We start from the raw sequence: 23,597 nt of genomic DNA, 5'->3' as shown, positions 1-23,597 counted from the left end.
TGTTTCACACCTTCGCGGTTACGACCGGTGCTTGCTATTATCTGTGCAGCGCGCAATGGCAGGCAGGCTTCAGTCGCGGTTTTCCGATAACAATCACAGAAGGTATGTTCTCTTTCCATGCTACTTATAATCGGCGCAGTAATTGTAGTTGCAAGCGTCCTGGGGGGGTATGTTCTCCATGGCGGCAATCTCATGGTGTTGTGGCAGCCTACTGAAATCCTGATCATCGGTGGTGCGGCGGTGGGGTCATTCGTGATTGCCAACCCGATGCACACCATCAAGGAAGTCGGCAAGGGTGTCCTCATCCAGTTGACTGGTTCGCCCTACAACAAGTCCTATTACATGGACCTGCTGAGCCTGATGTACGAAGTTTTCGACAAGTCCCGGAAACAGGGTGTCATGGCCATCGAAGAGGACATCGACAATCCGCAGGAAAGTCAGATTTTTACCCGCTACCCCGCCATCATGAAATCCAGATACCTGCTTGCATTCATGACCGACTATCTGCGGATCATCAGCTCCGGGAATATGGCCACCCATGAACTGGAAGGCATGATGGAAAACGAGATCGACAGTCGTCAGCACGAACTGGAGGAGCCAGCTCATGCCGTCAACAAGATAGCGGATGCGCTACCGGGTCTGGGTATCGTCGCGGCGGTGCTGGGTATTGTAATTACCATGAACTTCCTCTCCGAAGGGCCTGAAAAAATCGGTCTCAGTGTGGCTGCAGCCCTGGTAGGTACGTTCCTGGGCATCTGGATGGGCTATGGTTTCGTCGGGCCCACTTCCATCGCGATGGAGCACTCGGCCCGATATGAGCTGAAGGCCTACGAATGTGTGAAATCCGCGATTGTTGCCACCGTTTCCGGCCAGGCGCCGCAGATGGCCATCGAATTTGGCCGCAAGGCATTGCCGTCAGACAAACGGCCGGGGTTCCAGGAACTGAACGACCACGTGCGTTCCAAGTAGTCCGAAAATAAGCCGTCTGGAGTAGTTCCTTGGAAGACCAGCCAATTATCGTAAAGCGAAAGAAGAAGGTTGTCAGTGGGCACCATGGCGGGTCGTGGAAAGTGGCTTTTGCCGATTTTGCCACCGCCATGATGGCTTTCTTTCTGGTCCTCTGGCTGACAGCAACGGCGTCTCCCGAACAGAAGCTGGCGGTGGAGGGTTACTTCAAGGACCCGGTGGGGTTTACTGAGGGCGGGTCACCGAACCCGGTGGACCTTGAGGGCAGTGCGTCAGTCATCAACGAAAGCAGTGAAGATATCGAGCGCAGCGATATCCAGATTGAAGATCAGGTAGTCGAAGAGCTTGCCCAGACCCTGGAACAACAGCAGATGGAAGAGCTGTTCCAGGATTTAAAAGACCGGATTGAGCAAAACGAAACCTTGCAGGAGTTCAAGGACCAGCTGTTGATCGACATCACCAGCGAAGGTCTGCGAATCCAGATTGTTGATCGCTCACAGCGCCCGATGTTCGACAGCGGCCGCGCTGAGCTGAAGTATTATTCCCAGGACATACTCTTCGAACTGGCCAAAACCCTGAACACGGTCAACAACAAGCTGAGCATTACCGGCCACACGGATTCCACACCCTTCAGCGGTCGCCCCGGCTACACCAACTGGGAACTGTCTGCAGATCGTGCCAATACCGCCCGCCGCGCGCTGGTGGCCGGCGGGGTCCGTCAACAACAAATTGGCCGGGTAGTGGGGCTGAGCGACTCCGTTCTGTTTGATCAGGACGATCCTCAGGCCCCGGTGAACCGCCGGATATCAATCATCGTGATGAATAAAAAGACGGCGGAAGGTATCCAGAGTAATGCAAGCCGCTCGAACGAGCCGTTGATTGATCTTACTGCGCCCTCTGAAGAGCAGCAGCAGGAGGCCATGGAGCGACTTGAGGAAGGCAGCTGGAACGAACAAAAAGAAGAGCCCGAGCCCGGGGAGCTGAACTGGTAAGCCGGTTCAGTCTGCTTTCAGCCCCCGGGATTGCTGTTCCGCCATATCCTGCAGAATCCGGTTGAAGCTTTTCATCCGCTCAACACTTATCCGCCCATCTTCCGCGGCCTGGGCAATGGCGCAGCCGGGGTCGCCCCTATGGCTGCAATTGCGAAACTTGCAGTGGCCGATCAGGTCACGGATTTCCCGGAAACCATACTCGATCTCCTGCGGGGCCATATGCCACAGGCCGAACTCGCGGATGCCAGGCGAGTCGATGAGATCGCCGCCGCAGTTGAGGTGAAAGAGTTTTGCTGTGGTGGTGGTGTGGATGCCCTTGCCAGTGCTTTCCGATATCGCGCCAACCCGTATTGCCTCGTCCGGAAGCAGTGTCTGGATAATGGACGACTTGCCAACACCCGACTGACCCACAAAAACGCTGGTCTGATCCCTCACCAGGTCTTCCACCCGAACTGCCTGCTCACCTTCCAGCGTCTTCGCCGATGTGCGTTCTGTGCGATAGCCGAGCTTTTCATAACGTGCCAGCAGGCTGTCGATGGTCTCCCGGTTCTGTTCCGTGATCAGGTCGGTCTTGTTGAGCAGGATTATGACCGGAATGTCCGTACTTTCCGCCGCAACCAGGTAGCGGTCAATCAGGTTGTCATGGGGTTCCGGCTCCGGTGCGATTACCAGAATGATGTAGTCGATGTTGGCCGCAACAGGTTTGAGCGCGCCAAAGTTGTCGGGCCTTTGTAGCAGTGTATGGCGATCACAGCGCGCCACAATCACCCCGGTGTCATCACTGCCAGGGCGCCAGATGACCTTGTCACCTGTCACCAGGCTGTCGATGTTGGCCCTGACAAAGCAGCGCAGCACCTTGCCGGTGTCTTCTCCTTCGAGGACTTCGACATCCAGTTGCTGGCCATAATGGGCAATGACCAGACCCTGCTGCTCCGGCCCCAGATCCCCGGCATCCAGTTGCTCGCCAATCGACTTTTCCTTCTTTGCCACCCGGGAAGCCCGTTCCTGCTGGACTTTCTGGATGCGCCATTGCTGCTGCTTGTTAAGTCGACGTTTAGCCATAGCGTGGGTCGGTCAGTTCCTGATGGATAATGGTGAAAGCTGTAACATCATACGTGATTCATCCACAATAGGCAGACTGTGTGCCCAAATCACGAGTTAAACGCCGGAGAGTACTGAATGCCAGAAGCCAACTATCTTGTCTGGATCGACCTCGAGATGACCGGGTTGGACCCGGAGAAAGAGCGAATCATTGAGATAGCAACGATTGTTACCGATTCCGAACTGAATACGATCGAAGAGGGGCCAGTCATTGCCGTTCACCAATCCGACAAACTGCTTAGTGAAATGGATGAATGGTGCACCCGTACCCATGGTGAAAGCGGACTGACACAGCGGGTCAAGGACAGCAAGTTCAGCGAGATTGATGCCGAGCAGAAGACCCTGGAATTTCTTCAGCGTTACCTGGAGCCGGGTCAATCACCGCTCTGCGGCAACAGTATTGGCCAGGATCGACGTTTCCTGGTGAAGTACATGCCGGAGTTGGAAGCTTTTTTCCATTACCGCAACCTGGACGTCAGTACTATCAAAGAGCTGGCTCGACGTTGGCGCCCGGATGTGCTGGACGGGGTGAAGAAGAAGGGCAGTCACCTGGCACTGGACGATATTCGCGACTCCATAGACGAACTTCGCCATTATCGGGAACACTTTTTCCAACTTTAGGCCCCCGCGCTTTCAAGCTATAAACCGTGCCGGCGTAAGGCCCAGTGCACATGTTCCCGTACCATGTCCGATGGATGGTCCGCTCTCTGTTTGAGGGCCTCGATCACCGGGATGGTTGAGGGCGCGTTGCCCAGGCCCACTGCCAGGTTCCGCAGCCAGCCATAATAACCGGTGCGGCGGATCGCGGAACCCTCGGTGCGTTTGAGAAATTCCTCTTCCGTCCACAGGAACAGGGTTGCCAATTCGCTGTTATCCAGACCATGGCGGGGCTGGAAATCTTTTTCTGCAGTCGGTTTGCTGAACTTGTTCCAGGGGCAAACTAACTGGCAGTCGTCGCAACCGAACACGCGGTTGCCCATTTTCGATCTCAGTTCTTCCGGAATGCTGCCCTTGAGCTCGATGGTGAGGTAGCTGATGCACTTGCGGGCATCCAGTTTGTGCGGGCCCTCGAAGGCATCCGTGGGGCAGATGTCCAGGCAGGCGGCACAGGTGCCGCAGTGTTCTTTCTCGAAGGGTTCATCCAGGGGCAATGGTGCGCTGGTGAAAATTTCCCCGAGGAAGAAGAATGACCCGGCTTTGGGGTGTATTAACATATTGTTCTTGCCGATCCAGCCAAGCCCAGCGCGCTGGGCGAGAGCGCGTTCAAGAACCGGGGCGCTATCCACGAATGCCCGATAATCAAAGCCTGATACCACTTCGTCGATCCGTTTTGCCAGAGTTGCCAGGCGCTTTCGCATTAATTTGTGGTAATCGCGCCCGACGGCATAGCGAGTGATATAGGCTTTTTCCCGGTTAGTAAGTACCCGCCCGGGGTTGTCGGGTGCGGGCAGGTAGTCCAATCGAACGGATATCACCCGCCGGGTTCCCTCCACCAGCGAGGTCGGGTTATAGCGCTTGTCGCCATGGTCTGCCATGTATGACATTTCGCCGTGAAGCCCCTCGCGTAACCAGTTTTTCAGCCGCTCACCATGGACGCCCGTATCGGGCAGGGTAATGCCGGCGTCATTGAAGCCCAGCTCATGGGCCCAGGTTCGGATCTGACTGGGCAGATCGTTCAGTTTCCGGTCGGTTGGATCAGTCATTGAATGCCAGTAACGAAGTTTAATTTGATTAAGTTATGACCTTTTCCACTGTTTTGCTATTCTTTACAGGTATCTGGCCGTTTTTCTTAATCCGAATTCTGTAACGGGAGCGGACTTTCATGCCCCTGTCCGGTGGTCACAGCTTACCAGAAGACCTTTACTCCGCCGATGCAGTGCGAGAGATCGATCGCTATGTCATTGATAAGCAGGGAGTTGATGGTTTTGAGCTGATGCAGGCTGCTGCAGCCAGTGCATTCCGCCGGCTGGTCCGGTACTGGCCAGAGCCGGGCCGGATTCTGGTGTTGTGTGGTGCTGGCAACAATGGGGGCGACGGCTATCTGGTTGCTGCCAATGCTGTTCGTCATGGCCTGCACGTAGACTGCCTTGCGGTTGCTGCCACGGACAAGCTGTCAGGAGATGCCCGCAAGGCATGGAAAAAAGCCGTTGAAGACGGAGTCCACGTGAGGGAGTTGGCGGCCGTTGCCGACAGCGAAATCGACGAACTTTTTGTCAGTGCCGGGCTGATTGTTGACGCGATGCTGGGGACCGGTGTTTCCGGTGTGCCTCGAGAGCCGTTTGCCGCCATGATTGGCAAGTGCAACGAAGCTGCCGCGCCAGTACTGGCCATTGATTTGCCGTCGGGGCTGAACGCTACCACCGGGACGGTGGCTGGGGCAGCGGTCAGGGCGGCAGCGACAGTAACGTTCATTGGGCTCAAGGCTGGCCTGTTTACCGGTCAGGGCCCGGAGTACGCCGGGGACGTTGCGTTTGAATCCCTGGATACGGACGACTGGGCTCTAGAGAGTGGACAACGCCCGCTGGCCCGTCGGGTGGATTGGGGCAGCATACGTGCGGTGATACCACGGCGCTCGAGGGTTGCCCATAAGGGGCGTTTCGGGCATGTACTGGTTGTTGCTGGTGATCGCGGGTTCGGCGGTGCCGGCATGATGGCGGCGGAGGCCGCATCCAGGGCAGGCGCTGGCATGGTCACCCTGGCAACGCGCCCGGAATATGTGTCACCTGCGTTGGCACGTTGCCCGTCAGTCATGGTCCAGGGGCTGATTCACGGTTCAGAGTTGCCGCCGTTGATCAGTGCTGCGGATGTCATTGTCTGTGGCCCCGGCATTGGCCAGGGCGCATGGGGGCAGCAGATGCTGCAGCAGGTGTTGGCCAGCGGCAAGCCGAGGGTGCTGGATGCAGACGCCCTCAACCTTGTTGCATCGCGGGTTGCACAGCCGGCGGATAATCAGATTCTTACTCCACACCCCGGAGAAGCGTCGCGTCTGCTGGAATGCGGGGTGGCTGACATTGAGAGCGACCGGGTGCGGGCTGCGGAGCAGATTCGGCAGTTGTTTGGCGGCGTTGTTCTGCTGAAGGGTGCAGGCACCGTTGTAGCCTACGGAGGCGTGCTACCCGATATAGTCAATGGCAGTAATCCCGGAATGGCAACTGGTGGTATGGGGGATGTGTTGTCCGGAATATTGGGGAGTCTGTATGCACAGCTTGAAGATGCTCATCTGTCAGCTTCAGCGGCCGCAGCCCTTCATCTGGCAGCGGCAGATCGGGCAGCGCTAACCCGGGGCTTTATGGGATTGCTGCCCATGGATGTTATTGACGCTCTGCCGCAGGTGCTGATGGAGTCCGAGCGGACGCTTGCAGGTGGGCAGGGTGCACACTGGGTGGTTGAGGATTAATGAAAATTTCAGCGGACGAGTTCAAGCTTCACCTGAAAGATGAGCTGGATACGGAAAAACTGGGCAGGATTCTGGCCAGGCTGGTCAGCGAGAGCGGACAAGGGTTGGTGGTGTTCCTGGAAGGTGATCTCGGAATGGGTAAGACGACTCTGAGCCGGGGAATCATGCGTGGTCTTGGTCACGAAGGCGCGGTTAAGAGCCCGACCTATACCATCGTTGAGCCCTATGAGCATTTGACTCCGCCAGCCTATCATTTTGACCTTTATAGGCTTGGCGATCCGGAAGAACTTGAGTACATGGGGATCCGGGATTATTTCCAGGGTCAGAATCTGTGCGTTATAGAGTGGCCGGGGCGTGGCGAAGGTATTCTCCCGGAGCCGGATCTGCTGGTTTGTCTGGACAGAAGCGGTGACGGGCGCAACGCCCAGGTTTCAGCGCCAACAACCCGTGGCGCCAGTTTGCTGGCCCGGATAGGTGCGCAGTGGCCCTCGGACAGGGACATTAATCATGTGTGATTTTTGCAGGTGTGCAGGATGATGATTATAAAAACGTTCTCCAAATGGTTTCTTGCTGTGGGCCTGGCGTTGTCGATGATCCCCCTGGCTGCGATGGCGGGCGTCAGCGTAGAGAGTGCCCGGATCTGGCCGGCGCCGGACCACACCCGTCTGGTGCTGGACGTTGGTGGCAAGATTGATCACAAGGTGTTCGCTCTCTCGGGGCCATCGAGGCTGGTGATTGACCTGAAAGATGCCAGCCTCAAAGCCGACTTTGAAAAGCTCGACCTGTCCGGCAGTCCGGTTCGTCGTATTCGCAGCGCCCCCCGTAACGGTAATGACCTTCGGGTGGTTCTGGACCTGAAAAGTGATATCAAGCCCCGGAGTTTCCAACTGGAGCCGAACCAACAATATGGCCACCGGCTGGTGGTGGATCTGATTGATGAGGGTGGCCTGAAAGCCCGCAAGCCTGCAGAGCCGACTGTATCCCAGAACACTAACGGCAAGCGTGACATTGTTGTTGTAATTGATGCCGGCCACGGTGGCGAGGATCCTGGTGCGATCGGGCCCCGCGGCACGCGTGAAAAAGACGTGGTGCTGAAAATGGCCAAAACCCTGGCGGACCTGATTGAGGCCAAGCCGGGCTATAGCGCCAAACTCACCCGCAACGGTGACTATTACATTGATCTGCGTAGCCGTACATTGCTTGCCCGCAAGCACAATGCGGACCTGTTTGTCTCCGTTCACGCGGACGCATTTCGCACGCCGCAGCCTCGCGGTGCCTCGGTATTTGCGCTGTCGCAACGGGGGGCTACCAGTGAGACCGCCCGTTGGTTGGCGAAAAGCGAAAACCGGTCGGACCTGATCGGTGGTGCCGGTGGCGTTTCGCTGGATGGTCGTGACGAGATGCTGGCGGGTGTTCTGCTGGATCTGTCCATGACAGCCAGCATCAACTCCAGCCTTGGTGTTGGAAGCTCCATCCTTGGCAGGCTTGGTGACGTCGCCAAGCTGCACAAGCAAGGTGTTGAGCAAGCCGCGTTCGCCGTACTGAAGTCGCCGGATATTCCGTCCATTCTGGTTGAGGCGGGATTTATTTCGAATCCAACGGAAGAGCAGAACCTGGCCACTTCCTGGTATCGGGAAAAAATTTCCCGGGCGGTCTTCGAAGGTATTGATGATTATTTCCAGAAAACACCACCGCCAGGCACCTTGCTGGCGTGGCAGAAGCAGAACAGTCAGGGCGCTGGCAGTGTCAGCCAGTATCGCATCCGCAGTGGCGATACACTCTCCGGCGTCGCCCGTGAGAATCAGACGAGTGTCAGCAGGCTGATGCAGTTTAACGACCTCAACGATGACCGTGTTATGGTAGGGCAAACCATTCGTATTCCCTCATCCTGAAACGAGGTGTCCCAGTAGCATGCCCTCCATTCGATTACTGACTCCGCGCCTGGCAAATCAGATTGCTGCCGGCGAGGTGGTTGAGCGACCGGCCTCGGTCGTCAAGGAACTGGTAGAGAACGCGCTGGACGCCGGTGCCCGTCGGGTTGATATCGAGATCGAGCAGGGTGGTGTCAAACTCATCCGGGTTCGTGATGACGGCAGCGGTATCGACGAGGCTGACCTTCCCCTGGCTCTCAGCCGGCACGCAACCAGCAAGATCGAGAACCTTGATGATCTGGAGGCGGTTGCGTCCCTGGGTTTTCGCGGTGAGGCCCTGGCGAGTATCAGTTCGGTATCCCGGCTGGCGCTAACCTCGCGTACCGAGGGTCAGGAAGCCGCTTCCCGGGTAGAAGTGGAGGGGCGCGACATGGACGCCAGTATCTCACCGGCGGCCCATCCGGTGGGTACAACGGTGGAGGTGCGTGACCTGTTTTTTAATACACCGGCCCGCCGTAAGTTTCTCCGTACAGAAAAAACCGAATTCAATCATGTGGATGAATGTGTCCGCCGCCAGGCCCTGAGTCGTTTTGATACCGGTTTCACGCTCCGCCATAACCAGCGGGTGGTCCAGAGTCTGCGCCCGGCGGAAAACCCCCTGGACCGGGAGCGCCGGATTGGCTCTCTGTGTGGTCAGCAGTTCATCGACAATGCGGTGGTGATCGACGCCGAGGCAACGGGGCTGAAACTCTGGGGCTGGGTGGCGCTGCCCACCTTCTCCCGCAGCCAGGCAGACCTTCAGTACTTTTTCGTCAACGGGCGGGTTATTCGTGATCGGCTGGTAGCGCATGCTGTGCGCCAGGCCTATCGTGACGTGCTCTATAACAACCGCCACCCCGCCTTCGTGCTGTATCTGGAAGTGGATCCTGCCAATGTGGATGTGAACGTTCACCCCACCAAGCACGAGGTGCGTTTCCGCGACGGGCGCCTGGTCCACGATTTCATTTTCCGTACCCTGCACAAAGCGCTGGCAGACGTGCGGCCCGACGATCACCTGCGAGGTGCGGTAGCCCAGTCCCATGGCCGCGAACCTGGTGGCGCCTCAGCGGGGTATGGCACCCAGGTCGCTATGTCTGATGTAAACCCTCAGCCAGCTCCCGATCCGTTTGCGGGATCACCCGGCCAGCAGCCTGGCGGATTTTCCGGCAGCCAGCGTCCACCGCAGCACGAATGGCAGGCCCGTGATCAGATGGCGTTCTACCAGTCCCTGAACCAGGGCGGCGGTGTTGATAGTCAGCCTGCCGCGGCTGAAACCGGCGAGTTGGCGGTAGCATCGCCAACACCACCACAGAACAGTGCCGACGAACCGCCGCTGGGTTACGCCATAGCCCAGTTGCATGGCATTTATATTCTCGCTCAGAGCCGCCAGGGCATGATCGTGGTTGATATGCACGCGGCCCATGAGCGCATTACCTATGAACGCATGAAGCGGGCGCTGGAAGCGCAGGATCTCAAAAGCCAACCGCTGCTGGTGCCTGTATCGCTGGCCGTCAGTCAGAAAGAGGCCGCACTGGCGGAAACCCACGGTGAGGAGCTGCTTCAGCTGGGCCTCAGAGTTGAGCGGATTGGTCCGGAAACTCTGGCTGTGCGCCAGGTGCCGGCACTGTTGCGGGGCGCAGATACCGAGCAATTGGTGCGCGATGTGTTGTCAGACCTGATCGAGAATGGCGAAAGTGATCGCGTCGAGGCGGTCACCCATGAACTGCTTGGGACCATGGCCTGCCATGGCTCCGTGCGGGCAAACCGGCAGCTGACCATTCCGGAAATGAACACCCTGCTGCGGGACATGGAAGCCACGGAGCGAAGCGGCCAGTGCAACCATGGCCGACCAACCTGGACAGTGGTCACGATGTCTGAGCTGGACAAGCTGTTCCTGCGGGGGCGCTAACGCCTTTATGACAGCAACCACCAACGATGGCGCCAGGCCTCCGGCCATATGTCTGATGGGCCCAACCGCCTCCGGCAAGACCGATCTGGCCATTGAGCTTTGCCGCCGCATGCCCTGCGATATCGTCAGTGTTGATTCGGCGATGATTTATCAGGGCATGGACATCGGCACCGCGAAACCTTCCCGGGAGGAGCTTGCCCGTGCCCCTCACCGGTTAATTGATATCTGTGATCCTGCCGATACCTACTCAGCTGCGGATTTTCGCCGCGACGCCCTGCGTGAAATGGCCGACATTACCTCAGCCGGTCGGATACCGCTGCTGGTGGGCGGCACTATGATGTACTTCAAGGCACTGCTTCACGGCATGTCTGATCTGCCATCTGCTGATCCTCATACCCGGCGGGCTCTGGAGCAGGAGGCCCTGGAAAAGGGTTGGGGGGCTTTGCATCGTGAGCTGGAAGAGCTGGACCCGGTGGCCGCCAGGCTGATTCACCAGAATAACCGGCAACGACTGGTCAGGGCTCTTGAGGTAATTCGATTGACGGGGCGGCCTATTTCCTCGCTATGGGAGGATAAATCGGGCAAGCAGGCGGCTACTGGCGATCAACAGCGGGTCGGTGTTGAGGATTACACCTATTTCACCCGATGGCAGGCAGACGAAACGCCGTGTCTTCCGTATACTGTGGTTCAGCTTGCGATGGCTCCCGCTGACAGGCGGGTGCTCCATGAAAGAATCAATCGGCGTTTTCAGCTAATGCTGGATACCGGTTTTCTTGATGAGGTCAGGGCACTGGTGGCCAGGGGCGATTTGCATCCCGGCCTGTCATCCATACGCTGTGTCGGGTACCGCCAGGCGTGGTCCTATCTGGCAGGTGATTGTGATTACAACACCATGGTGGAGAAAGGATCTGCCGCGACCCGGCAGCTTGCCAAGCGACAGCTGACCTGGTTGCGGAAATGGTCCGGTTTGGACTGGCTGGATAGTGATGACAAACTTATCTCAGACACTGCCTTGAAAATTATTGAATATCGCACCACATTTAAATCTTGAAACTGACGATCTGCTTTTACTTATAAACAGGAGAATACACATGTCAAAAGGGCACTCTCTACAAGACCCTTACCTTAATGCATTGCGCAAGGAACGCATTCCGGTTTCTATCTTTCTGGTCAACGGCATCAAGCTTCAGGGCCAGATTGAGTCTTTCGACCAGTTCGTGATTTTGCTGAAAAACACTGTCAGCCAGATGGTCTACAAGCACGCCATTTCCACAGTGGTTCCCGCACGGAATGTTCGCATACCGCCGCAGGCACCAGGTGGGGAAGAATCTGAGGACTGATCTGCCCGGTACTGCCGGCATTAAAACCCGCGCTCCCTTCAGGCCTGAACAGGCATGGAGGGCCGCGGGCGTTTGTTTTGTGCGTGGCGGTGTTGATTGTTACAACCTGACTGAACCGGAGTTTTTGTTACTTGTTTGAGCGTCCCGATGTTGGTGAGCGGGCGATTCTCGTTCACATTGAGTTTTCCTCCCATGAAGAGTCCGAGGATCTGGGCGAATTTCGCGAACTGGTCTGGTCCGCCGGGGTTGAGCCGGTTGGTGTTGTTACCGGCTCCCGCAAACAGCCCAGCCCGAGGCTGTTCGTAGGCGAGGGCAAACTGGAAGAAATTCGTGACGCGGTGACCGCGAACGAAGCTGATGTAGTGCTGTTCAATCATGCCCTCAGTCCCAGCCAGGAACGCAATATTGAGCGCGAATTGCAGTGTCGGGTTCTTGATCGCACCGGGGTGATCCTGGATATTTTTGCCCAGCGCGCCCGCACCCATGAGGGCAAGCTCCAGGTAGAGCTTGCCCAGCTGGAGCACATGTCTACCCGGCTGATTCGGGGCTGGACCCACCTGGAGCGCCAGAAAGGTGGTATCGGGCTGCGAGGCCCGGGCGAAACCCAGCTGGAAACGGACCGACGCCTGCTGAGAGAGCGGATAAAGTCCATCCACCGCCGGCTGGAAAAGGTTCGCAAACAGCGCAACCAGGGCCGCAGGGCCCGTAAGCGCGCGGATATCCCCACCGTTTCGCTGGTGGGTTATACCAATGCGGGAAAATCCACGCTATTCAACCGGATCACCACCTCCACCGTTTATGCGGCCGACCAGTTGTTTGCCACCCTGGACCCCACGCTTCGGCGGTTGGAACTTCCGGACATCGGGCCGGTCGTAATGGCCGATACCGTGGGGTTTATCCGTCACCTGCCACATAAACTGGTTGAAGCCTTCCGCGCCACTCTGGAAGAAACAACGGAAGCATCCATTCTCCTCCATATCATCGACTGCCACGACAACCGGCGGGAAGAGAATATGGAGCAGGTTGAAGAGGTGTTGGCGGAAATCGGGGCGGATGAAATCCCTGTGTTGCAGGTGTTCAATAAAATTGACCTGCTGGACAATTTCGAGCCCCGAATTGAGCGTAACGAGGACGGCATCCCGGTACGAGCCTGGGTTTCAGCGGTTACCGGGGCGGGGCTTGAAGGTTTGTTTGATACCATCGTGGAGCGGCTTGCGGAAGATGTAATTCACCGCTTTTTGGTGTTGGGCCCGGTTGATGGCAAGCTCCGATCGCTTTTGCATCAGGCAGGGTCCGTGCTCAGCGAAGATCACCGGGAAGATGGCGACTCTATTATCGAAGTTCGCCTGCAGTACCGCGACTGGTTGCAGCTATTGAGCCGGGCCGGCATGCAAGAAAAAGACGTAAAGCTTGACGAACAACGTATATAAGAAGGCTGTGCTATTGCCGGGGAACTTATAAATCCCTAGTATTTGCAGCCATCAGACTCGTTTGGAACGGAGAAAACTATGGCCTGGAATGAACCGGGTGGAAATCGTAATGACAATGATCCCTGGGGTACCGGTGGTGGTCGTGGCGGCAATGATCAGGGGCCGCCAGACCTCGACGAGGCGCTGAAAAAAGGTTTGGACAAACTCAACCAGTTGCTGGGAGGTAAAGGCAAGAAGTCTGGCGGCAACGGCGGACCATCCTCCGGTGGCGGAGGCAGTGCCGGCGGTTTCGGTGCAATTCTTGCTCTGGCGGCCATTATTTTCGTTGGCTATGTTGTGTTTCAGTCCTTCTACACTGTGAACGAACAGGAACGAGCGGTCGTGCTGCGCTTCGGTGAGTTCAGTCGAACTGAGCAGCCCGGGCTGCGTTTCAAGGTTCCGTTGATCGACAACGTCAATCTGGTAAGGGTAACCAACGTGCGGAACGCGGAATCCACCGGGCAGATGTTGACCCAGGATGAGAATCTCGTGTCAGTAGACCTTCAGGTTCAATATCGTGTTGGCGACGCCCGAGCCTATGTGCTCAATGTTCGTGACTCCAACCAGGCGTTGGCGTTTGCGACCGATAGTGCCCTGCGCCATGAGGTTGGCAGCGCGACTCTTGACGATGTCCTGACCGAGGGGCGTGCCGAGCTGGCCGTTCGCGTCGAACAGCGTCTGCAGACCTTTCTTGAGGCATATGGCACCGGGTTGTCAATCGTTCGGGTTAACGTGGAAAGCACACAGCCCCCCGACGCGGTGCAGGACGCATTCCGGGAAGTTCAGCGTGCCCGAGAAGATGAGCAGCAGCTCAAGGAAGAAGCCGAAACCTATCGCAACAAGGTTGTTCCCGAAGCCCGTGGTCGCGCCCAGCGCCTGACCGAGGAAGCCTCGGCGTACAAGGAAGAAGTGACCGAGCGCGCCCGTGGTGAAACGTCACGCTTCCTCGCGGTACTCGGTGTTTACGAGTCAGCGCCGGAAGTGACACGTGAACGTATGTATATTCAGGCGCTTGAGGGTGTGCTGTCGAGAACCAGCAAGGTATTGGTGGACACCCAGAGCAGCGACAACATGATGTATCTGCCTCTGGACAGGTTGACCAACCGCTCTGGTGGAAGCACCGGCAACCGCAACAGTTCCGGTAGCTCAGGCGACAGCGACATCGATATCAAAACCCTGTCAGACCAGGTGATTCAGGAGCTGCGCGGCAGACAGGATTCGGGCGTTCGGAGGAGTAGATAATGATGGGACCCAAAAGCATTGTGGGCCTTGCAGGCGCCCTGATCGTCGTGTTGGTAGTGCTTTCCAGTGTGTACATTATTCCGGAAACCCACCGCGGTGTGTTGTTGCGGTTTGGTGAACTGGTTGAAACGGATATTAGGGCAGGACTTCATTTCAAGGTGCCGGTGATCGACCAGGTCCGTGAATTTGATATCCGTTTGTTGACAACTGATCTTCCGTCGCGTCAGTACCTGACTATCGAGAAGAAGCCTTTGGATGTGGACTCCTACATCGCCTGGAAAATTCGTGATGTGGACCAGTTCTATCGTGCTACTGGTGGTGATGAATACCGTGCATCCGAGCTACTTCTGTCCCGCGTGGACAATGGCTTGCGCGATGAGTTCGGTGTTCGCACCATGGTGGAAGTGGTATCCGGCCAACGCGATGAGCTGATGAACACCCTGCGCGACCGCGTGAACGAAACTGCGCAGAAGGAGTTCGGCATTGAAGTGGTGGATATCCGCGTCAAGGCCATTGAATTCCCCGGTCAGGTCAGCCAGAACGTGTTCCGACGGATGGCGACTGAGCGTGAGAAGCTGGCCCAGGAGTTCCGTTCCCGGGGTCAGGAGCTGGCGGAAGGTATCCGTGCCGATGCAGATCGACAGCGTACGGTGATTCTGGCAGAGGCGTTTGCCGCAGCGGAGGAAATGCGAGGCGAGGGCGATGCCGAGGCCGCACAGATCTACGCTAATGCCTACGGCTCGGACAGCGAGTTCTACAGCTTCTATCGTAGCCTTGAAGCCTACCAGAACACGTTTGCGAACGAAGACGACATCATGGTGATCGATACCGACAGTGAGTTCCTCAGGTTCCTCAAGGATCCCCAGGGAAGCCGCTAATCGACGTCATGTTGACCACAAAACCGGAATACTGGGTATTCCGGTTTTTTTGTGCCTGCCAACAGTGTAAAATTCTGCCGGTTTTGGTTCGGGTTTTCATCTTTTCCCGGACATCGCCATAAATCCTGTGCAATCCCGTGGCCGCAGTTCTTGCCATGGGGCAGAACGGACAACCGAATCTCATGACAGTATCTGACCGCTGGCTACTGCCAGATGGCGTGGAAGATATCCTTCCGCCACTGGCTGGACAGATTGAATCCCTGCGTCGGGATGTAATGGATACCTGCCAGCACTGGGGCTACCAGCTGGTTATCCCTCCATTGATCGAATATCTTGAGTCGCTGTTTACCGGCACAGGACATGACCTCGAACTCCAGACCTTCAAGCTCACCGACCAGCTGACCGGCCGGATGATGGGGCTGAGGGCAGATATGACGCCCCAGGCAGCCCGTATCGATGCGCATACGCTCGGTCAGGAGGGTATTACCCGGCTGTGTTATGCAGGTCATGTTCTGCACACCCGACCACGCCACATGCTGACCGGGCGAACCCCGATTCAGGCTGGCTGCGAGCTGTTTGGCAGTGCGTCCGAGTCGGCGGATATGGAAGTGATCAGTCTGATGCTGGAGACACTGCGGGTATCCGGCCTGCCGAAAATTCACCTGGACCTGGCTCATGTGGCTATCTATGAGGCTCTGGTGGGCGAGGCTGGCTTCGACCGCGAAACCGGAGCGGCCATCTTTGATGCCATGGGCCGCAAATCGGTACCTGAGCTGGATCGGCTGCTGGCTGATTGCGCGCCGGGTTCCGCTGGTAGCATGCTGCGTGAGCTGGCAAGGGTCAGTGGTGGCCGGGAAGCTCTGGCCGAGGCCAGGCGCATTCTTGAGGGTGCGCCAAAGCCGCTTGTTCAGGCGCTGGAGCAGTTGGATCGGGTGGCGGAGATGCTGGCTGAAAACTATCCGGAAGTGAGCTTTGGTTTCGACTTCTGTGAGCTTCGCGGATACAACTACCACACCGGTCTGGTCTTTGCGGCCTATGTGCCGGGCCATGGCGATGCGGTGGCTAAAGGTGGCCGTTACGATGCCATCGGCAGTGACTTTGGCCGGGCGCGTCCTGCTACCGGGTTCAGTCTGGATATTCGCGCCCTTGTATCCCTCGGGCGGCGGCCCCGGCCGGCGGGCAAGTCAATCTGGGCTCCCGCACAGCGGGATTCCGCGCTTGACGGCGTTATCTCCGGATTACGAATGACGGAAACCGTTGTCAGGGCTTTGCCTGAGGACGAAAGCGTTGATCCGCGATCCCGCAATTGCGATCGGGTTCTGGTGAAACGTGACGGCCAGTGGGTCGTAGAGCAGCTGGGCTGATACCAACGGGTACCGAGCCACTCACATTTACAGGTATAACTGCGGATAATTCGTCGACCGGCGAAGCCGCGCTGAGAGAGAGTCATGGGTAAAAACGTTGTAGTGCTGGGCACCCAATGGGGTGACGAAGGAAAGGGCAAGATTGTTGATCTGCTGACCGACAAGGTCGCTGCCGTGGTGCGTTTTCAGGGCGGACATAACGCTGGCCACACTCTGGTTATTGAAGGTAAGAAAACTGCTCTTCACCTGATCCCCTCCGGCATCCTGCGCCAGGACGTCCAGTGCCTGATTGGCAACGGCGTGGTTCTCTCCCCGGAAGCGCTGCTGAAAGAAGTCCGGGAACTAGAGGGCAACGGCGTTGCTGTGCGTGACCGGCTGAAGATCAGCCTTGCGTGCCCCGTTATCCTAAAGACCCACGTTCGTATTGATCAGGCCCGGGAACGTGCCCGCGGCGTGGACAAGATTGGCACGACCGGTCGTGGCATTGGTCCGGCCTATGAAGACAAGGTTTCCCGTCGAGGCGTTCGACTTGGCGACCTGTGTGATCCGCAAAGTTTCAAAGAGAAGCTGCGCGAAATCATGTCCTACCACAATTTTGTGCTGACAGAGTATTTCCGCGAAGAGCCCGAGGATATTGACCAGGCTTTTGCTGAACTCATGTCCATGGGCGAGGAAATTCTGCCGATGTCCGCCGACGTGACGGATATTCTTCATGATCTGCGCAAGCGTGGGGAGCCGATCCTGTTCGAGGGTGCCCAGGGCTCACTGCTGGATATCGACCTGGGAACCTACCCCTATGTCACATCATCCAACACGACGGCGGGCGGCACCGCTACCGGGTCCGGTTTCGGGCCCATGTTTCTGGATTACGTGCTAGGTATTACCAAGGCCTACACCACCCGGGTAGGCGCGGGCCCGTTCCCGACGGAGCTTTTCGACGACATGGGCCAGCACCTGGCGGTGAAGGGTAATGAGATTGGCACTACCACTGGTCGTGCACGGCGTTGTGGCTGGTTTGATGCCGTGGCGCTGCGTCATGCCATCCAGATCAACAGTGTGTCCGGTATCTGTCTCACCAAACTGGACGTTCTGGACGGAATGGACACGGTGAAGGTATGTATCGGCTATAAAACGCCGAATGGCGAAATCACCCGCCCACCCATTGGCTGCGATGCCTATAAGGATATCGAGCCGGTGTATGTGGAGTTGCCCGGTTGGCAGGAGAGCACCGTGGGACTGACTGGTCTGGATCAGATGCCGGAAAATGCCCGGGCTTATATCCGCTTCCTGGAGGAGCAGATTGAAGCGCCTATCGATATTATCTCCACCGGTCCTGACCGGGTTGAAACCGTCATTCTCCGCCACCCCTTCGGCGAGTAAATCGTCAGCGTTGTCGCGGCAAACTTCAGGGCTTGTCCGCGACAACGGTCGCTCTCTTCGGGCCGGGATAGCCTTCGACGGTTTGCGTCGGGTCGTCCGGGTCCAGAAAGTCCCGTAGCGACTGAAACCGCATCCAGTCCGTGCTGCGCTGCTCCTCAATAGTGGTTTCTGTGACGTCCACCACACGGGCGTTGCGGAAACCGGTCCGGTCCAGCCATCGCAGCAACGTATCGCAACTGGGCAGGAACCACACATTCCGCATTCGGCCGTAGCGATCCTCCGGCATCAGGCTGTAACCTTCCGGGCCATCTACAATCAGCGTTTCCAATACCAGTTCACCACCCGGGCGAAGGGTATCTTTCAATTCCAGAAGATGGTCGAGTGGTGAGCGGCGGTGGTAGAGCACACCCATGGAGAAGGTGGTGTCGAAGGCTTCCAGTTTCGGTGGCAGGTCCTCGACCCGTATCGGTAGCAGGTCAATGCGCTGCTCCGGGCTGATATAGCCTTTGACGCTCAGGAACTGGAACAGGAACAACAGCCCCGGATCGATCCCTATGACCCGACTGGCGCCTTCACCCAGCATGCGCCAGCAGTGATAACCGGAACCGCAGCCTACATCCAGTATTTGCCGCCCGCTCAGGTCCGACAGATAGGGCGATACCCGGTCCCATTTCCAGTCTGAACGCCACTCAGTATCGATATAGGTGCCAAAAAATTCAAACGGGCCTTTGCGCCAGGGCATAAGCCCGCGCAGTCCCTGTTCCAGTTTTTCGGCTTTGTCCGGTGGTAATGGCTTGTCCGTACTCAGGGAAATGGCGGACCGGTTGAGGTCCGCCGTCACCGCAGGGATGGCTGGCAGTGTCGCCAGTGCCTCCATCCAGCGGGCGATATCGCCGTGAGGGTTTTCATCAAAGCGTTGATGAAGTTGTTGCTGTAGCAGGATTCGCCAGTGTTCAAGTCCGCGAGAATCGAGATCATCAAATAGCGGGGCAGAACACTCCCGCCAGTCGAAAGTCGTCATGAAGGCTCCGTTCAGGGCGATTTAATAGCGAGCATGGAGACAAAATTGAAGCACTGATACCACACAAGTACCTGGTCAAAGCCTGCCTCTGCCAGTCGTTGACGATGCTCTGCCAGAGATTCTGGAATCAGGACCTGTTCCAGGGCGGATCGCTTCTGGCTGATCTCCAGATCAGAGTAGCCGTTGGCCCGCTTGAATTCGTGATGGAGTTGCGTCTGTATGGCCTGCTCAGCGTCTGATTCAAAGCGGATTTTTTCGGAAAGGATCAGTACACCACCGGGCAGGGTGGCGTCGGCAATCCGTGCCATCAGTTCCCCACGCCTTTCCGGTGCCACAAACTGCAGGGTGAAATTCAGTGTGGTTACCGACGCCTTGTCGATAAAGGTGTCCAGAATATCCTCGCAGCGCAGGCTGACCGGTAAAGGGTGGTCATCCAGGGCGATATAGTGTTCGCAGCGTTCGATCATGGCGGCGGAATTATCCACGCCAGTCAGGGTGCAGTCCCGGTCACCAATACCATGGCGCATCGCCAGGGTGGACGCACCCAGGGAACAGCCGAGGTCGTAGCAGTGGCTGCCGGGGCGGGCGTACTGCTCGGTAATGACCTCGATCATCGGGATGATGGTGGTGTAGCCCGGCACCGAGCGGCGAATCATGTCCGGGAACACCCGTGCGACTGATGCGTCGAAGCGAAAGTCTTCCGTTGTACGCTCGCTGGCGAAAAGCCGGTCCAGTGCCTGTCCGGGCTTCCTGGTGCCGTCACTCATTGTTCGCCGGCTCCTGTCCTCCCCGGGAGGGCTGCTCGTGCACTGGAGCCGGGCCTCGGCTGCAGCGAACACCACGGTTTTTGTAATCGACAAGGATGCCGCGGAAATCGGGATCCGTATCGGCGGCGATGGCCAGATACCCCTGTTCACACGCGGCATGAAGCTCTGAAGACTTGGGTGACATGCGGAAGTCCTCACCCGGTTTAACGTGAATGGCTTCGAATTCGCCCACCGGTACGTGGTCCTTGTTGTCGGAGTGATCGATCCGGCCGCTGGCTTCCAGCACAAGTACGGTCACGATAATAGTGCCAATCGCTGTCGCGATCAGGCTGCGTACCGTGAATCTGGCCTCATTCTGGCTCATCGGGAAGTCTCCGGTCTGTCGGTTTTCCGGCCTCAGTACTGGCCGGGTAAGTTAATGGAAGGGGCCTGCAGTGCGGCGAGTTGTTCCCGCAACGACAGAATCTGGTCGGACCAGAAGCGTGGCTGGGCAAACCATGGAAAGAAACGCGGGAAGGCGGGATCATCCCAGCGTTTTGCCAGCCAGGTGCAATGGGAGATCTGCCGATAACAGCGCAGGGGTTCAATCAGGTGCCGCTCGCGGCGGTTAAAGTCGCGGAACATTTCATAGCCTTCCAGCAATTCGCCGAATTGTTGCCCGCGCTCGATATCATCACCGTTCAGCAGCAACCAGAGGTCCTGAATGGCAGGCCCGGTGCGGCAATCATCCAGATCGACAAACAGCATCTGCTCCTCCCGACAGAGGATATTGCCGCCATGGCAGTCCCCATGCAATCTCAGGGAGTGAACTTCGCCGGCGTCATCGATCCGGCGGGCGCAATGATCTATCAGGTCCGGAATCAGTGAATCCCAGGCCGGGCGGAGGTCATCGGGCACCCAGCGGTTATCTGTCAGGAACCGGTGGTTTTGCTCGATGCCGGAGAGTACCGACATAACAGGACGGTGGCGAAAGCTGGCGGCGTCGCCCATATTGTGAAGCTGGCCAAGCCACTGGCCAAGGCGGTAAAGCGTATCGGTCACACTGGTATCCGGGGCCTGACCGCCCCGCTGGGGGAATACTGCGAACAGAAAGTCATCGCAGCGGCCAAGGGTATCTCCGGACGGCATGACCATGGGGGCCACCACAGGAATGTCGGCGGCCAGTAGCTGCGCGGTAAAATCGTGTTCTTCGCGAATCTGGGCTTCGCTCCAGCGCCCCGGGCGGTAAAACTTGGTAATCACCGGTGGTTTGTCCTCGATACCAATCTGGTAAACACGGTTTTCGTAGCTGTTCAGGGCAAACAGCCGACCATTGACCGTGAACCCCGCATCCTCCATGGCGTCAAGTATTTTATCGGGTTTGAGAGTGTCGTAAGGATGGCTGGAGATTTCGGTCATAAATAGGCTTCAGCGTCTCGAACTTTGTTGGGCCTGCATCCGGGCAAGATGGTACCAGTTTTCGTCCAGCTCCCAGCGAACCCGGTCCACGCCGGGAGCGCTGAGGACAATGTCGCCGGCCCTGGCCTGAACCTGGGCCAGCTCACGCTCTGCCCGTTGCCAGTCCCGGTGGTTGTCGCCAAGGCTGCGCATGCTGGGGAAAATGATGCTCAGTGCATCATGGGTCGATGTCTGGTGGGATCGCAGGGAGCTCATGATGGCAGTGCTTCCCTCCACCCTCAACACCCGGTGTTGATAGGGATAGTTGGCTACCATATCGTCGGCCCTCAGCTCCTGGTTGAGGCTGATGACCTCAAAGCCACGCCATCCAAGCCAGCCAACAAATATGGCCGCTACCACCATTACAATTATAAACTGCTTCCTGTCAGACATCGTTCCCTGCTCCGTGCACCTGTTTTCTGGCGCAAGTATAACGTTTCAGCGCCGTCACAGTAACGCGATTCCGGCAAACTCACACAGACAGGCACAAGGTAACTTTAATTCCGATGACGGACACAGAACTACTACAGGCAGATACGGTCGTGATCGGAGCCGGCATTGTCGGCCTTGCCGTTGCCAGACAGCTGGCTATCGAGGGTAGCGAAGTGCTGGTGCTGGAAGCCAATGGGCACTTCGGGGAGGGACTGTCATCCCGTAACAGTGAGGTGATCCACGCCGGCATCTACTACCCCGAGAACTCCGCCAAGGCGAGATTGTGCGTTCGTGGCCGGCACCTGCTCTACGATTATTGCTTTCAACGCCATATTGCCCACCGTAAGACCGGCAAGTGGATTGTCGCCAGAGGCCCGGCCCAGCAGGAGAAGCTCAGTGATATCGGCCAGCAGGCTGAACGTAACGGTGTTGCGCTGCGAAGTGTGGGCCGCGAATCGTTGCAGGCGGCACTGCCCGGGGTGGTTGCTGATGAAGCGCTGTACTCTCCTGAAACCGGAATTGTTGATAGCCATGGCGTCATGCTGGCGTTGCTTGGAGACCTTGAGGATTATGGCGGTCAGCTTGCCTGCTATGCGCCCGTTGAGTCCGCGACAACCCGCGGAGGCCAACATTGCTTGCGGGTAGGCGGTCAGGCCCCGTGTGACCTGATTGCCCGGCGTGTGGTGAATGCCGCTGGCCTGGATGCGGTTCCGCTGGCATTCGGATGGGAGGGGTTTCCCCGGACAGCCGTCCCGCAACAGTGGCTGGCCCGCGGGGTTTATTTCAGTTATTCCGGTCGACACCCGTTCAGTTCACTTGTCTACCCGGTCCCGGAACCGGGCGGCCTGGGTGTTCACCTGACCCTGGATCTGGCCGGCCAGGCAAGGTTCGGGCCGGATGTACAGTGGATAGAACGGGCGGATTTCTCGGTGGATCCGGGCCGTGCACTAGCGTTTGCTGACAGTATTAGCTGTTGGTGGCCCGGCCTTGACGCAACCCGTCTGCAGCCAGCTTACGCCGGTATTCGCCCCAAGCTGGCAGGACCGGATGGCGGATTTGCGGATTTTCGTATCGCTGGTGAGGCAGAGCATGGCATTCCCGGGTTGGTGCATCTGTTTGGCATTGAGTCTCCCGGGCTGACAGCGTGCCTGGCTATTGCCGAAGAGGTGGCTGCAAAGTTCAGTGACTGACCTCTTGCCGGTTAACCCGGGGTTCTTGCCAGAGCCCAGATCTGAACATCCACCGCGCCGGCATCCAGCAGGGCTTCGGTCAGGCTCCGTGCGGTAGCACCCGTTGTTACCACGTCATCGACAATGGCTATTCGCGGAGGCGGTGGGCGGGTGACCTGGTAAATGCCCCGCAGATTCGCCAATCGTTCCGCCCGGTTCAGCCCCCGCTGGGGGCGAGTGCGCCGGTTCCTGGTAACCAGGTCTGTCGTCCATGGAATACCAGACTGTTTGCCGACCTGCTCAGCGATATCCGCTGCCTGGTTGAAACCCCGCTTTCGCAGGCGGGCGGGGTGCATCGGGCTGGCAACCAGCAAATCCGGCCGCCGTTCCGGGTTGGCGTCCAGAATCGACATGAGATGTCCCGCGAAGTCATTGATCAGCGGCCGGGCGAACGCTCGTTGGCCGTTGTATTTGTAACGCTGGATCATGCCATCGACCGGGAAGCGGTAACGCCAGGGCGCAATCACCCGGCTGAACGGTGGAGGGTCCTGCAGACATTGGCCGCAAAGTGTCTCATTGCCGGCTAATGCCAGGGGCAGGGCGCAGCAACGGCAATGCCAGTGATTGGCCGGTAAATCCAGCCGGCAGGGATCGCAGAGTCCGAAGCGGGCGTTCGATGCCAGGCAGGCGACGCACTGACCGCCACCGGATGGCGAAAGGCCCTGCATGATTTTCGCAGAGGTGTGAATCCATTCCCTGCTGTTAACCTTTGGTGCTAACAAGGTTGACAGCGATCTCAGTCCCTTTATCATCTGTTTCATCC

Annotated in this window: 23 protein-coding genes; 15 read left to right on the top strand and 8 right to left on the bottom strand. The window is 57.7% G+C overall.

The genetic code is table 11. The features are described from left to right. Positions 1-117 precede the first annotated feature (117 nt). Entirely contained in the window at positions 118-969 is an 852-nt protein-coding gene (gene motA, locus M8010_RS19145; RefSeq protein WP_250094302.1) for a flagellar motor stator protein MotA, read from the top strand. Positions 970-998: 29 nt separating this feature from the next. After that, entirely contained in the window at positions 999-1,958 is a 960-nt protein-coding gene (gene motB / locus M8010_RS19140; protein WP_250094301.1) for a flagellar motor protein MotB, read from the top strand. A 6-nt stretch (positions 1,959-1,964) separates the two neighbouring features. Here motB and rsgA read toward each other — a convergent pair whose 3' ends face one another. Beyond that, complete coding sequence (rsgA, locus tag M8010_RS19135) at positions 1,965-3,020, bottom strand: small ribosomal subunit biogenesis GTPase RsgA (protein WP_250094300.1); 1,056 nt, start codon at positions 3,018-3,020, stop codon at positions 1,965-1,967. A 117-nt stretch (positions 3,021-3,137) separates the two neighbouring features. Between rsgA and orn the strand changes: the two genes are divergently transcribed. Then, positions 3,138-3,680 (top strand): oligoribonuclease, encoded by a 543-nt coding sequence (gene orn, locus M8010_RS19130; protein WP_250094299.1) that lies wholly within the window; start codon positions 3,138-3,140, stop codon positions 3,678-3,680. Positions 3,681-3,697: 17 nt separating this feature from the next. On the opposite strand, the gene queG is transcribed toward orn, so the two are convergent. Beyond that, positions 3,698-4,762 (bottom strand): tRNA epoxyqueuosine(34) reductase QueG, encoded by a 1,065-nt coding sequence (gene queG, locus M8010_RS19125; RefSeq protein ID WP_250094298.1) that lies wholly within the window; start codon positions 4,760-4,762, stop codon positions 3,698-3,700. 119 nt (positions 4,763-4,881) lie between these two features. Here queG and M8010_RS19120 point away from each other — a divergent pair, with 119 nt between their 5' ends. The 11 genes from M8010_RS19120 to M8010_RS19070 all read left to right on the top strand — a co-directional run bounded on the left by M8010_RS19120 (position 4,882) and on the right by M8010_RS19070 (position 17,948). Next, positions 4,882-6,456, top strand: a complete 1,575-nt coding sequence (locus M8010_RS19120; RefSeq protein WP_250094297.1) for an NAD(P)H-hydrate dehydratase — start codon at positions 4,882-4,884, stop codon at positions 6,454-6,456. Next, positions 6,456-6,971, top strand: coding sequence for a tRNA (adenosine(37)-N6)-threonylcarbamoyltransferase complex ATPase subunit type 1 TsaE (tsaE, locus tag M8010_RS19115; protein WP_250094296.1), 516 nt, complete (start codon positions 6,456-6,458; stop codon positions 6,969-6,971). The genes M8010_RS19120 and tsaE overlap by 1 nt, the downstream gene beginning before the upstream one ends. A gap of 75 nt (positions 6,972-7,046) precedes the next feature. Further along, entirely contained in the window at positions 7,047-8,348 is a 1,302-nt protein-coding gene (locus M8010_RS19110; protein WP_250094330.1) for an N-acetylmuramoyl-L-alanine amidase, read from the top strand. A 19-nt stretch (positions 8,349-8,367) separates the two neighbouring features. Further along, positions 8,368-10,275 carry a DNA mismatch repair endonuclease MutL gene (gene mutL / locus M8010_RS19105; protein WP_250094295.1) on the top strand — a complete coding sequence of 636 codons (1,908 nt, stop codon included), beginning with the start codon at positions 8,368-8,370 and terminating at the stop codon, positions 10,273-10,275. Positions 10,276-10,282: 7 nt separating this feature from the next. Continuing rightward, positions 10,283-11,326: a tRNA (adenosine(37)-N6)-dimethylallyltransferase MiaA gene (gene miaA / locus M8010_RS19100; protein ID WP_250094294.1), complete on the top strand. Its 1,044-nt coding sequence runs from the start codon at positions 10,283-10,285 to the stop codon at positions 11,324-11,326. 40 nt (positions 11,327-11,366) lie between these two features. Continuing rightward, positions 11,367-11,615 carry an RNA chaperone Hfq gene (hfq, locus tag M8010_RS19095; protein ID WP_007154829.1) on the top strand — a complete coding sequence of 83 codons (249 nt, stop codon included), beginning with the start codon at positions 11,367-11,369 and terminating at the stop codon, positions 11,613-11,615. A 131-nt stretch (positions 11,616-11,746) separates the two neighbouring features. Continuing rightward, positions 11,747-13,045, top strand: coding sequence for a ribosome rescue GTPase HflX (hflX, locus tag M8010_RS19090; protein ID WP_250094293.1), 1,299 nt, complete (start codon positions 11,747-11,749; stop codon positions 13,043-13,045). 78 nt (positions 13,046-13,123) lie between these two features. Continuing rightward, on the top strand, positions 13,124-14,326 hold the full coding sequence (hflK, locus tag M8010_RS19085; RefSeq protein WP_250094292.1) for an FtsH protease activity modulator HflK: 1,203 nt from the start codon (positions 13,124-13,126) through the stop codon (positions 14,324-14,326). A 2-nt stretch (positions 14,327-14,328) separates the two neighbouring features. Beyond that, positions 14,329-15,204, top strand: coding sequence for a protease modulator HflC (gene hflC, locus M8010_RS19080; RefSeq protein ID WP_250094329.1), 876 nt, complete (start codon positions 14,329-14,331; stop codon positions 15,202-15,204). A gap of 182 nt (positions 15,205-15,386) precedes the next feature. Then, complete coding sequence (locus tag M8010_RS19075) at positions 15,387-16,568, top strand: ATP phosphoribosyltransferase regulatory subunit (RefSeq protein ID WP_250094291.1); 1,182 nt, start codon at positions 15,387-15,389, stop codon at positions 16,566-16,568. A gap of 84 nt (positions 16,569-16,652) precedes the next feature. Continuing rightward, positions 16,653-17,948, top strand: coding sequence for an adenylosuccinate synthase (locus tag M8010_RS19070; protein WP_250094290.1), 1,296 nt, complete (start codon positions 16,653-16,655; stop codon positions 17,946-17,948). 25 nt (positions 17,949-17,973) lie between these two features. On the opposite strand, the gene cmoB is transcribed toward M8010_RS19070, so the two are convergent. Genes cmoB through M8010_RS19045 form a run of 5 tightly spaced genes read right to left on the bottom strand, consistent with a single transcriptional unit; the run spans position 17,974 to position 21,566 of the window. Next, a complete protein-coding gene (gene cmoB / locus M8010_RS19065) occupies positions 17,974-18,969 on the bottom strand; it encodes a tRNA 5-methoxyuridine(34)/uridine 5-oxyacetic acid(34) synthase CmoB (protein WP_250094289.1) in 996 nt (331 codons plus the stop codon). An 11-nt stretch (positions 18,970-18,980) separates the two neighbouring features. Next, on the bottom strand, positions 18,981-19,736 hold the full coding sequence (gene cmoA, locus M8010_RS19060) for a carboxy-S-adenosyl-L-methionine synthase CmoA (protein ID WP_250094288.1): 756 nt from the start codon (positions 19,734-19,736) through the stop codon (positions 18,981-18,983). Further along, positions 19,729-20,100, bottom strand: a complete 372-nt coding sequence (locus M8010_RS19055) for a PA3694 family proteiin (protein WP_250094287.1) — start codon at positions 20,098-20,100, stop codon at positions 19,729-19,731. Before M8010_RS19055 ends, cmoA begins: the two co-directional genes overlap by 8 nt. A gap of 32 nt (positions 20,101-20,132) precedes the next feature. Beyond that, on the bottom strand, positions 20,133-21,134 hold the full coding sequence (locus tag M8010_RS19050; protein ID WP_250094286.1) for a serine/threonine protein kinase: 1,002 nt from the start codon (positions 21,132-21,134) through the stop codon (positions 20,133-20,135). A 9-nt stretch (positions 21,135-21,143) separates the two neighbouring features. Further along, positions 21,144-21,566 carry a hypothetical protein gene (locus M8010_RS19045; protein WP_250094285.1) on the bottom strand — a complete coding sequence of 141 codons (423 nt, stop codon included), beginning with the start codon at positions 21,564-21,566 and terminating at the stop codon, positions 21,144-21,146. A 113-nt stretch (positions 21,567-21,679) separates the two neighbouring features. Between M8010_RS19045 and M8010_RS19040 the strand changes: the two genes are divergently transcribed. Then, positions 21,680-22,795 (top strand): NAD(P)/FAD-dependent oxidoreductase, encoded by a 1,116-nt coding sequence (locus M8010_RS19040; protein ID WP_250094284.1) that lies wholly within the window; start codon positions 21,680-21,682, stop codon positions 22,793-22,795. Between the two features lie 11 nt (positions 22,796-22,806). Here M8010_RS19040 and M8010_RS19035 read toward each other — a convergent pair whose 3' ends face one another. After that, entirely contained in the window at positions 22,807-23,595 is a 789-nt protein-coding gene (locus M8010_RS19035) for a ComFC family protein (protein ID WP_250094283.1), read from the bottom strand. Positions 23,596-23,597 lie beyond the last annotated feature (2 nt).

The sequence above is a fragment of the Marinobacter sp. ATCH36 genome (assembly GCF_023555055.1).
Taxonomy (GTDB): Bacteria; Pseudomonadota; Gammaproteobacteria; order Pseudomonadales; family Oleiphilaceae; genus Marinobacter.
Note: the sequence above shows the minus strand (reverse complement) of the source record. Positions and strands in the feature narration are given on the sequence as shown.